Below are 11,431 nucleotides of genomic sequence, written 5' to 3' on the forward strand. Positions count from 1 at the left end.
TGCTGCATCAGAATCGCAAAATGATCCTGTGATTATGCGCCCCTTTTACTACTCAACCCCTGTGCGACAAGGGATTTAAGAACTTATCCACTGGATCGTCTTGAATAACTTGAGATTGACTGACTTCGTCAGCCCCGCTTGACCCCACCCATGTGTGCCACATGGATGGGGAATGCGCGGGGAATCCGTTCAAGGGCGGCACGGCTGAAGTCATCCGCCGTTGGATCGAGAACATCAAGGCCCGCGGCGGCGAGCTTCTGACGAACACCCGCGTCACCAAGCTCATCATGACCGACGGCCGAGTCACGGGCGTCGAGGCCACGACGAAGTCGGGCGACAAGCTCATCATCCACGCCAAGAAGGTCATCATCGCCACCGGCGGCTTCGCGGCCAACAAGGAAATGCTCGCGCAGTACGTCTTCGACTCCTCCGCTCTCGGCATGGTCGAGCCGATCTGGCTCCGCAGCCCCGTGGTCGACGGCCGCACGGGCGACGGCATCAACATGGCCCGCCTCGTCGGCGCAGGCGTTGCAGGCATGCACGCCGTCGCAGGCAACGCCCCGTACCTGCCCGACACGCCCCCGATCAACCAGTTCTCCGGTCCGGACGAGCTCAAGCAGGGCCGCTGCGCCCTCGCCCAGCCCTGGCTCTGGGTCGACCACACGGGCCGCCGCTTCTTCAACGAGTCCCGCGGCTCCGTCTTCGTCGACGTCTACAACGCCATGACGACTGCCGGCGGCGTCTCCTACACGATCTTCGACCAGAAGATGATGGACCGCATGATCAACAAGGGCGCCGTGCTTCCCTTCAATGCCATCGTGCTCGCCGACACGCCGCTCAAGGCCCTTCCTAAGACCTGGGAGATCGGCAAGGAACGCGGCTGGGCCTTCAAGGCCGACTCGATCGAAGAGCTCGCCCAGCAGATCGGCGTCCCGCCCGAAAACCTGAAGGACACGATGAAGAAGGTCAACGGCTACGCCGAAAAGGGACACGACCCCGAATTCGGCCGCAAGCCCGAGCATCTCGTCAAGTTCGATCTGGAACACGGCCCCTACTACGCCCTCAAGGCCATCCGCGCCTTCTTCCTCACGCTCGGCGGCGTTCAAGTGACGCCGGCCTTCGAGGCCAAGACTCCGCAGGGCGACGTGATCCCGAACCTCTACGTCATCGGTCAGGACATCGGTGGTCTCTACGACTCGTCCTATGACCTACGCTGCGAAGGCTCCGCTTCGTCCTTCGCCATGACGTCGGGCCGCTATGCTGCTGAGCACGCCCTCAAGCGGATTCAGGAAGGCAAGTAAGCAAACCTCCTCGGCAACAACCTGAATAATCAACGCCAGCCAACAGCCGGTCGTCCGCATCATCGGACGACCGGCTTGTTTTCGTTAAAATCGGATGGCTGTTCCACCTCTCAGGAGATCTTCGATGTCCGACTTCCGCTATGCGCCGATCTACGGTCGAAATCCATGGCTCATGGTCGAAGACGCTGACGAGGTCGCCGATTTCTTCAGGAATTCGGGCACGCCGTTTGTCAGCCACCGCCGCGACATCGTGCATTTCGGCAGTCAGCCTCATGTCTACTGGATAGAGAGCGGACTTGTTGCAAGCTCCGCGACCACGGACGTCGACAAGGTCCGATGGATCGGCCTCTTCTCTCGCAGGACGCTGCTCGGCAGCGTGCGCGCCATCGGTCACGGCAAGGCTGCCATGACTCTCATGGCCACGGCCGTCACCGACGTGAGCGGCTTCGCCGTCCCCCTCGAGCTTTACGCCCGCTGGGTCTCGGAGAATCCCGAACGCGAGCGCGCCATGCTTCTCAACTGCATCGCCAAGTCCGAGTGTCAGGTTGAGAGCGTTCTCGTCAACGACCTCTGCTCCGTCGACGACCGCGTCGAGATCGCCGTTGCGGTGCTCTTTCGCGCCGCAGGCATCACCGAGGCGCAGCTGCCCGCCGCGCTGCCGTGGGACATTCCCGTCTCCGACATCGCGAGCCTCGTGCACGCCGAGCGCGCCATGACGAGCCGAGCCGTGGGCAGGATGGTCTCAAGCGGTCTGCTCGAGCGTTCGGGCAGGACCTTCGTGCTCAAGGCGGTGCCGCCCGCAGCCCGCCTCTGGTGGGACGCCTGAGCGCCCCCGCTGGTCCTCAGTCCTTCCCGGAACGGCGGGACTTGGGCGCAGGAAGCTGCGCGAGTACGACGGCGCCCGCCATCAGCACGCAGCCGAAGAGCTCCCTCTGGGAGAGCACTTCGCCGAGCAGCAGCCAGCCCGCGATCACGGCGATGGCGCTCTCGAGGCTCATGATGAGGCTCGCGACCGTCTCGTTCATGCCGCGCTGGCCCACGATCTGCAGCGTGTAGGCGATGCCGTTGGACATGATGCCCGCCCAGAGGATGGGAAGGAGCGCCCCCTGAAGGCCTTCAATGGTCGGGGACTCCGCGATCAGCACGGCCGCCGAGGCGATGATCGAGCCGCAGACGAACTGTCCGCAGGCGAGCTCGACGCCGTTGACCTTCGTGACGAAGTGCGAGATGACGAGGATGTGAAGCGAGAAGACGAAGGCGCACAGCAGCGTGTAGAGGTCCCCGAGCCTCACCGAAAAGCCTTCGGGCGGCACGCAGAGAAACCAGAGCCCGCCGATCGCGACCGCCACGGCCGCCCAGACGAGCCAGCCCGTCCTGCGGCCGAGCGCAAGCCCGATCATCGGCACGAGCACGATGTAGAGCGCCGTGATGAAGCCCGCCTTGCCGACCTCGGTGTCGTGCACGAGCCCGAACTGCTGAAGCGACTCGCCGCCGAAGAGGCACAGGCCGCAGGCCGCGCCCCCGAGAAGGAGCATCTTCATGTAGGCGGGCGAGGTGCGGCGCGCGTGCTCCGCGGGATTCGAGGCGGCGAGCCTCGAGCGGTTCCACAGGACGAAGGGCAGCAGCACGAGGGCGCCAAGGAACATGCGCGACGCCGTGAAGGTGAAGGGACCGACGTGGTCCATCCCGACCGACTGCGCGACGAAGCTCAGGCCCCAGATCGTGGCCGTGATGAGGAGAAGAACGGTTTGGCGAAGCTGAAAGAGCGACATGACGGGTCTGTTCTGCTTGGAATGTTGTTTTTCTTCAGGGCTGAATCCGCCCATTCTATCAGAGGCCCCGACACGCGCCGCGGGCACGATCCCGCCCCGGAAACGCCCGCGCGGGGCCGCATTCGCGCACCTTACCCTACCGTCCTCCGGAGCGTGATCCCGAGCTTCTCGAGCCTGCTCCTGAGCGTGTTGGGATGCATGCCCGCCCTTTCGGCCGCGCCGCCCGCACCGCTCACGCGCCCGCCCGTGCGCTCAAGAAGCGCCCTGAAGTAGGCACGCTGCATGTCGTCGAAGGTCATGTCGGCATTCACCTCCGCCTTCATGTCCGCAGGCCCTTCCTGCGCGCCGTGCACGTCCGATGGGCCCGTGACGCCGAGTCCGCGCACGGCAAAGGGGACGGGGTGCACGTCGGGCGCGGCGCCCGTGCTCACGTCAAGCGTCCTGATGACGGGCTCGCCGCTCAGGACGGCTCGGGCCATGACGTTTCTCAATTCGCGCACGTTGCCCGGCCACGGCCAGCGCCTCGCGAAGTCGAGCGCCTCCTCCGAGAGCCTCGGGAGCACGGCCATGCCGTATCGTCTTGCGATCTGCCTGATGAAGTGCGAGGCGAGCGGCTCGATGTCCTCGGGCCTCTCCCTCAGGGGCGCGACGGGAATCGGATAGACGTTGAGGCGATAGTAGAGGTCCTCGCGGAACTTTCCCTCGACGACCATGCTCCTCAGATCCCTGTTCGTCGCGCAGATGATGCGCACGTCGACCGTCACCTCCTTGTCGCCGCCCACGCGCCTGAAGGACTGGCCCTGCAGCACCCTGAGCAGCTTCGCCTGCACTTCGGGCAGCAGCTCCCCGACCTCGTCGAGAAAGAGCGTACCGCCGTCGGCCTGCTCGAAGAGGCCCGCATGGCGCTCGCGCGCGCCCGTGAACGCCCCGCGCTCGAAGCCGAAAAGTTCGCTCTCGATGAGGGATCCGGGCAGCACCGCGCAGTTGACCCTCACAAAGGGCGCATTGCGCCTCGCCGACATCTGCTGGATCGTCGTCGCCACGACCTCCTTGCCGCAGCCCGACTCGCCCGTCACGATCACCGTCGCGTCATAGGGCGCCACGCGCCTGATGCGCTGCGCAATCGACTCGAGCGAAGGAGACCTCGCGAGAAGCTCCCTCAGGGGCTCCTCCGACGCCTTCACCGCGTTCTCCCTCAGACGCCGGTTCTCGGCGCTCATCTCCAGCCCAACCGTCCTGAAGTATACGGCAAGCGAATACCCCACGTTGATCGCGATCGGATTGTGAAGCTGCCGCACGATGTCGGCGTGCCGCTCCCCGAAGGCCTTCGGCCTCGTCGAATAAAAGCACACCACGCCGTAGTGGATCCCGTCCATCAGAAGCCTGAGCATCACGTAGGAGCGCACCTCGGGAAGCACGTTCCTGAGCACCTCGTCGGTGAGCGGGTCCTCCCGCCTCTCGTTGACCACCAGGCACTGCCCGCGCCGCTCGTACGACATCTTGAGAAGCCAGTCGTGCGAGACGGGCACCCGCGCCGTCATCGCCTCGGCCCGGGCCTTCGTCGCGTGCGCAAGAAACTGCACGACGAGCTCGTCCTTCATGAAGAAATTCACGAACACGCCGTCGGCGGGCAGCACGGGCGCAAGCGTCAGAAGCGTGGTCCTCAATGCCTGCTCGAGCCTGAGCGTCTCGGAAAGACCCGCATAGGTCCTCAGACGCAGATCGTCGGGAAAATAGGCTTCGCTCATGTCTTGAAAGAGTACGTAATATCGCAAAAGAGAGAAATGTCGTTTCTCATGTTACGACATTTCGTAACTCCGCATGCATGAAAGGTCGGATCTTCAAGGGTTAACACCTCGGGCGGGTTTCTCCTAGGTTTTGCGCAAACGCTTGCGGCACAAGGCCCGGCACGCGCGCACCAAAGTTTGGCATGCCTCTTGCTTTTAAAAGAGCATCCAGACCAGTCATTCCAAGGAGAACCTCATGACTCAGAACATCAACCGCACCCGCCGCAGCCTTCTCGCCGGCGGCACGATGGCCGCTCTCGCCGCCGCCACGGGCGCGGCGCACGCCAAGGAAGGCGCTCCCGCCTTCGACAAGATCTACGACGTGATCGTCGTGGGCTCGGGCTTTGCCGGCCTTGCCGCCGCGCTTCAGGCCCGCCTCAAGGGCGCCGAAGTCCTTCTCATCGAAAAGATGCCCGTCTTCGGCGGCAACTCCGCCATCAACGGCGGCGCCTTCGCCGTCGCGGGTTCTCCGCTTCAGGAAAAGGAAGGCATCAAGGACAGTCCCGAACGCATGCTTCAGGACATGATCCGTTCCGGCCGCGGCCTCTCCCACGTCGACCTGCTCAAGATGATCGTCGAAGGCACGCGTCCCGCCTTTGACTTCACGCTCGAGCACGGCGTCCAGTACAAGCCCTTCGTGCAGCACTTCGGCGGCCACAGCGTCCCGCGCATCATGCAGACCGTCGAATCCACGGGCGGCGGCATCACCCGTCCGCTCGCCGACAGCTGCCGCAAGCACGGCGTCGACATGCACCTCAACGCCAAGATGGAATCCTTCATCCGCGACGCCGACGGCCGCGTGATCGGCCTCAAGGTCCGCGAACGCTACCAGTTCCCTAAGGAAGACTCCGGCGTCCTCCAGACCTACGGCACACGCAAGGGCGTGATCATGGCCACGGGCGGCTTCTCCCGCAACCTCTGGTTCCGCATGCAGCAGGATCCGTCGCTCGACGACCGTCTTGACTCCACGAACCACCTCGGCGCCACGGGCGAAGGCATGCTCGAAATGTTCGCCATCGGCGGCGCTCCGGTCCAAGTCGACCAGATCCAGCTCGGCCCCTGGTCCTCTCCCGACGAAAAGGGCTTCGGTCTCGTCTCCCAGTTCAACACGATCGCCGGCTTCCCGATGGGCATCATGGTCGACGTGCGCACCGGCAAGCGCTTCTGCAACGAGCTCGCCGACCGCAAGGCCCGCACCGACGCCATTCTCGGCCTGATGGAAAACGGCAAGCCCGTCTACCCGGTCTGCTTCACCGACAGCAAGGGCGTCGCCAAGGCCCAGACGCTGCGCAACGGCCTCAAGTACAAGGTCATCTGGCAGTTCGACACGGTCGAGGCCCTCGCCGACCACTTCAAGATCCCGGCTGCCGAGCTCAAGGCCCAGGTCGCCCGTTGGAACGAAATGGTCGCCGCCGGCAACGACAAGGAGTTCGGCCGCGCGCTGCAGCTCGCCATCCAGCTTGACAAGCCGCCCTTCTACGCCTGCCGCGTCTGGCCGAAGGTCCACTACTGCATGGGCGGCGTCGGCATCGACCACCAGGCCCGCGTCCTCACCGTCCACGGCAAGCCGATCGAAGGCCTCTACGCCGCCGGCGAAGTGACGGGCGGCGCCCACGGCGCCAGCCGTCTCGGCGGCTGCGCCATTGCCGACGGCCTCGTCTTCGGCCGCATCGCTGCCGACACCGCCGTCGCCGCCAAGCCCGCCGCTCTCTAACGATTTCGAACCAAAGGACTCCCAATGCTCAAGACCAAACTCTTCGCTGCGGCCATGCTCGCCGCCGCGCTCGGCCTCTCCACGACGGCCAATGCCGGTCCCGCCGAACTCAAACCCCACCACAAGGCCCTCGGCGACTGCGCGCTCTGCCACACCCAGGAAAACGCCGTCGCCGGCAACGCCTTCGTCGTCCCCGACAACAAGGCCTGCCTCGCCTGCCACGGCTCCTGGCAGGACCTCGCCGAAAAGACGAAGCCCACCGATCCGCATGAGCCCAATCCGCACAAGTCCCACCACTACGGCGAGAACATGTCCTGCACGGCCTGCCACGCCGAGCACAAGGAAAGCCGCGTGATCTGCAACGACTGCCACGCCTTCCCGTTCAAGCCGATGAAGTAAGGCCCGTCGCGCCCCGAACCACGCCGTACACTAAAGGAATTTCAACCATGTACAAGTTCTTCAAGATGACCGCACTCTGCGCCGCTCTCGCCGCGGCGGGCGCCGCCGGCGCCGCCACGATCACGCTCGACGGCACCAGCCTCTCCATCGAGGACGCCTGGAAGATCGCCGCGGGCGAAGCCGACGTCGCCATCGCTCCCGAAGCCGTCAAGCTCCTCGAGGACAGCCACAAGCTCGTCATGGCCTCCGCCGCCAAGGGCCAGGCCGTCTACGGCCTCACCGTGGGCGTCGGCCTCAACAAGGACCAGAAGCTCTTCACCGCCGACGGCAAGCTCTCCCCCGAAGTGCTCGAAGCCTCCCGCGCGTTCAACTACAACGCCCTGCGCTCGCACTCCGCCGGCGTCGGTGAAATGATGCCCGTCGACCTCGCCCGACTCTCCATGGTCGTGCGGCTCAACACGCTCCTCGCCGGCAAGTCCGGCGCCCAGGTCCGCGTCGCCGAGCTCTACCGCGACATGCTCAACAAGAACGTGACGCCGCTCATCCCGTCCGAAGGCTCCGTCGGCGAGGCCGACATCCTGCTCGCCTCCCATGTCGGCGCCGTCATGATCGGCGAATGGAAGGCCGACGTGAAGGGCAAGGTCATGACGGGCGCCGACGCCCTCAAGGCCGCCGGCATCAAGCCGCTCCAGCCCGAAGGCAAGGACGCGCTCGCCATCCTCTCCAACAACTCCGTCGCCATGGCCTACGCCATCGACGCCGCCCGCAACGCCGAGCGCATCGTCGAGATGACCCCGACCGTCTACGGCCTCTCGCTCGAAGGCCTCAACGGCAACGTCGCCCCGATCCTCCCGCAGACGATCGGCGCCCGTCCCTTCGACGGCCTCTCCCAGACCGCCGCCGACATGCGCGACGTCCTCAAGGGCTCCTACCTCTGGAACGTCGACGCCACGCGTCCGCTTCAGGACCCGCTTTCCTACCGCGTGACCGTCTACGGCCTGAGCGAAGCCCGCCGCGCCGTCAAGGACCTCAACGACCAGATCGCCGTCCAGATCAACTCCACGGACGACAATCCCGCCACGATCCTCAACGCCGACGAAGCCTATCGCTCTGAGTCCACGCAGGTCGCCAACTACTTCGTCGAGGACAACGGCGTCAAGGGCGCCATCATCCCGTCGGGCAACTTCAACCCGCTGCCCGTCGCCCTTGCGCTCCAGCGCACCTCGATCGCCATGGCCCACCTCTCCCACTACTCGGTCCAGCGCACGGTGCACCTCTCCTACGACCAGTTCACCGGCCTCACGCGCTTCCTCACCGACCCGAGCAACAAGGGCCACGCCTTCGGCGCCATCCAGAAGTCCTTCATGGGCCTGCACGTCGACAACATGGCGCTCGCCCAGCCCGTGAGCCTCTACGGCATGCCCGTCGCCGGTGAAATCGAAGACACGTTCACGAACCTCCTTCAGGCCTCCAAGCGCCTCGGCAGCATCGACACGAACCTCTATCAGATCTACTCGGTCGAAATGCTCCACGCCGCCCAGGCCGTCGACCTGCGCCGCAACCTGAAGAACAAGGACCTGAAGCTCGCCGACAAGACCGGCGCCTTCTACACCGCCTACCGCGCCAAGGTGCCGTACGTCAAGGCCGACCGAATCTTCACCGACGACATCCGCGCCGGCGTCGACCTCCTCAAGAACTACAGGTTCTGAGGCGGACGCTTCGCCGCATATCCGACAGAATCTCCCGCCGCAGTCAGGTTCGGGGAGCCGTCTCGCAATGCCTCCTGACGAGACGGCTTCCCGGGAGATCCCGCCAGTTGCTCTCTTTTCTTTCCGAAGGACGGTTCTCCTGCGTCCTTCTTCATGAAGAGGATCTTCCCCTCTTTTTGGAGCGGCCTTCCCGAGGTGTGCGTATCGGGACGCCGCTCCTTTTTTTTCACGTTCCCGACCCCTTCCAGGACGCCTTCCTCGTTTGCGTCTTCATCCGCCTTGGGCTACATTTGAAGGACTGCGTCCACTCATTTCTCCAAGGCTTTCCATGCTTGATCTGATTCTTGCCGGCCCCGGCGTCACCCCCGATCTCGTCTGCGACCTCGCCGACGAATTCATGGCGGGCGAAGTCCTCACGCGCCCCAATGCCGCACGCTTCTGCGGCCTCTCCCCGATGACGGCCCGCTCGATCGCACGGCGCCTGGCGGACGACGAATCGATCGACGTCCTCGAAGTGAAGGCGGGGCTTTCCGTCTGGGACTTCCGCGTCATCTGCCTCGACATGGACGGCACCGTCATTCAGAACGAGTGCATCGACGACATGGCCGCGCTTCACGGCGTGGGCGAGGAGGTCTCCTCAGTCACGCGCGCCGCCATGGAGGGCGGCACGAAGCTCACCTTCGCCGAAAGCCTCGAAAAGCGCGTCGCCTTCCTCAGGGACGCCCCCGTCTCGGTCATCGACGAGGCCCTCGCGAGCGTGCGCCTGCAGCCCGGCGCCGCACGCCTCATCGACTTCTGCAACGCCCACGGCATCCGCAGCTACGTCCTCTCGGGCGGCTTCACGCACTTCACGCACGCGATCGCAACCCGCCTCGGCATGACGGGCGACTTCAGCAACATGCTCGGCATCGACGCCGAACGCGGCGTCCTCACGGGCACCGTGACGGGCCCCGCGGGCGGCCGCATCCTCGACGCCGACGGCAAGCGCCGCACGCTCGAGATCCTCTGCCATCAGGCGGGCGCCACGCTCGAACAGGCCATCGCCGCAGGCGACGGCGCCAACGATCTCGAGATGATCGGCGCGGCCGCCCTCGGCATCGCCTACCACGCCAAGCCCGTCGTGCGCGCCCAAGCCCGCCTCGCCGTGACGGCCTCGGGCCTCGACGCCATCACGCTCCTCTTCATCGAAGCCTGGCGCTGACGAGCCGCCCGTCCGCCGCTCATCCGCAGGACGCCGGCAGCCCGTTTTCGCCTGTTCCCCGACACCTGCAGCGCACCGCTCTGCGGGTGTTGTCTTTAGTGTTCACGTTTTCCCTCGAATCCCCTGCCGCAGGCCTTTTGCGTCTTCTTTTGGACCGCAGGTTTGGCTAAAATCGTGTCACCCCAAAACCACCCCCACAAACCGTCTTCAAGAAGAAAATAAAATGATGAAGCAATCCCTTTGGGCGTTGGCGGCTGCGGCGCTCTTTTCCGTCATGGCGGCATTCGTCAAGCTCTGCAGCGACGTACACGGCCCCATCGAAATGGTCTTCTACCGCTCGCTCTTCGGCGTGCTCGTGATCTCCCTCTTCGTCTTCCGCAACCGCGCTACCCTCACCCTCAAGACCCCGCACATCGCGGGCCACATCAAGCGTTCCGTCCTCGGCACGCTCTCGATCATGCTCTGGTTCTTCACGCTCGGAAAGATGCACTTCGGGACCAACATGACCCTCATCTACACGACACCGCTCTTCATGGCCGCCAACTTCGTGATCCTCGCCTTGATGCGCCACAAGCCCGCGCCGTGGGCGCTCGTGCTCGCCACGATCGCGGGCTTCACGGGCGTCACCATCGTGCTGCAGCCGAGCTTCAACGAGGGCGAGCTGATCCCGGCCCTCATCTGTCTGGGCGTCTCGCTCCTCGACCTCGTCATCTACTGGCAGATGAAGGAGCTCGGCGACATGAAGGAGCCCTCCTGGCGAATCGTCTTCTACTTCACGCTCTTCGGCACCATCGCGGGCCTCATCGCCTGCTACGTCGTCGAGGGCGGCCTGCACATGCCCAACGCCCAAGGCCTCGTCGGCATTCTCGGCATGGGCCTGTGCGCCACGCTCGGCCAGATCTGCACGACCCGCTCCTACGCCTACGGCAACATGCTCCTCTCCTCGTGCCTGGGCTTCTCCGCGATTCCGTTCTCGGTCATCATCAGCTTCTTCTGGTTCGGCGAGAGCGTGACCGCCGCGACCCTCACGGGCGCCGCCGTCATCCTCTGCTCGGGCATGATGGCCACGGTCGCCACCAAGCGCACCGAGGCCGCCGAAAAGGCCGCTAGGGCCGCCGAGGAAGCGGCCAAGGCTGAAACCGAAAAGACCGCCTGACCTCCGTCCGCGACGCGTCACCGACAGAACGGGCCTGCATCCTGCCACGGATGCAGGCCCGTTTTCACAGAAACAGCCGCAGGAAGCCTCCGAATTCATTCGGATGGAGGAATGCGGCCAACCTCTCTCTTCCAATCTATTTGTTGTCCCCGATGAAAGGTGTGTGTCTTTCCAACCCCTGTGCTAAGGTACTCCCATGAGCACGAAATCCTTCACCATCAGTCTTCCGATCATCACCGGAGATCAAGACCGCCGTCGGCTGCGGAAGAGTTTCAGCTTCGGCTGCAACCTTCAGAACGCCGTCATGGGCGGTGGATGGGATCATGTGTTGCAGATGCGTGTCACACCTGAGTGGCACGCCACAAGGGCCATGCCGAAAGGCAGAGAAAGAA

Annotated in this window: 9 protein-coding genes and 1 pseudogene; 8 read left to right on the forward strand and 2 right to left on the reverse strand. The window is 64.6% G+C overall.

Features of this window, described 5'->3' with window-relative positions:
- The first annotated feature begins 161 nt into the window (after positions 1-161).
- Both HMPREF3036_RS11180 and HMPREF3036_RS11185 read left to right on the forward strand, forming a co-directional pair.
- Positions 162-1,301, forward strand: a complete 1,140-nt coding sequence (locus HMPREF3036_RS11180; RefSeq protein ID WP_231853638.1) for an FAD-dependent oxidoreductase — start codon at positions 162-164, stop codon at positions 1,299-1,301.
- A gap of 124 nt (positions 1,302-1,425) precedes the next feature.
- Entirely contained in the window at positions 1,426-2,127 is a 702-nt protein-coding gene (locus tag HMPREF3036_RS11185; protein WP_062334581.1) for a Crp/Fnr family transcriptional regulator, read from the forward strand.
- Between the two features lie 16 nt (positions 2,128-2,143).
- Here HMPREF3036_RS11185 and HMPREF3036_RS11190 read toward each other — a convergent pair whose 3' ends face one another.
- Positions 2,144-3,073 carry a DMT family transporter gene (locus tag HMPREF3036_RS11190; RefSeq protein WP_062334584.1) on the reverse strand — a complete coding sequence of 310 codons (930 nt, stop codon included), beginning with the start codon at positions 3,071-3,073 and terminating at the stop codon, positions 2,144-2,146.
- A gap of 131 nt (positions 3,074-3,204) precedes the next feature.
- Complete coding sequence (locus HMPREF3036_RS11195) at positions 3,205-4,821, reverse strand: sigma-54-dependent Fis family transcriptional regulator (RefSeq protein ID WP_062334587.1); 1,617 nt, start codon at positions 4,819-4,821, stop codon at positions 3,205-3,207.
- Between the two features lie 235 nt (positions 4,822-5,056).
- Between HMPREF3036_RS11195 and HMPREF3036_RS11200 the strand changes: the two genes are divergently transcribed.
- The 6 genes and pseudogenes from HMPREF3036_RS11200 to HMPREF3036_RS12395 all read left to right on the forward strand — a co-directional run.
- Positions 5,057-6,574: a flavocytochrome c gene (locus HMPREF3036_RS11200; protein WP_005434461.1), complete on the forward strand. Its 1,518-nt coding sequence runs from the start codon at positions 5,057-5,059 to the stop codon at positions 6,572-6,574.
- Positions 6,575-6,598: 24 nt separating this feature from the next.
- A complete protein-coding gene (locus HMPREF3036_RS11205) occupies positions 6,599-6,973 on the forward strand; it encodes a cytochrome c3 family protein (protein ID WP_005434463.1) in 375 nt (124 codons plus the stop codon).
- A gap of 47 nt (positions 6,974-7,020) precedes the next feature.
- Positions 7,021-8,682: an HAL/PAL/TAL family ammonia-lyase gene (gene hutH / locus HMPREF3036_RS11210; protein ID WP_062334591.1), complete on the forward strand. Its 1,662-nt coding sequence runs from the start codon at positions 7,021-7,023 to the stop codon at positions 8,680-8,682.
- Between the two features lie 328 nt (positions 8,683-9,010).
- A complete protein-coding gene (serB, locus tag HMPREF3036_RS11215) occupies positions 9,011-9,883 on the forward strand; it encodes a phosphoserine phosphatase SerB (RefSeq protein ID WP_005434467.1) in 873 nt (290 codons plus the stop codon).
- A 223-nt stretch (positions 9,884-10,106) separates the two neighbouring features.
- On the forward strand, positions 10,107-11,039 hold the full coding sequence (locus HMPREF3036_RS11220) for a DMT family transporter (RefSeq protein WP_005434469.1): 933 nt from the start codon (positions 10,107-10,109) through the stop codon (positions 11,037-11,039).
- Positions 11,040-11,235: 196 nt separating this feature from the next.
- A pseudogene (locus HMPREF3036_RS12395) lies at positions 11,236-11,431 on the forward strand (hypothetical protein); the annotation flags it as partial.

This window comes from Sutterella sp. KLE1602, from assembly GCF_001578585.1.
Taxonomy (GTDB): domain Bacteria; phylum Pseudomonadota; class Gammaproteobacteria; order Burkholderiales; family Burkholderiaceae_F; genus Sutterella; species Sutterella wadsworthensis_A.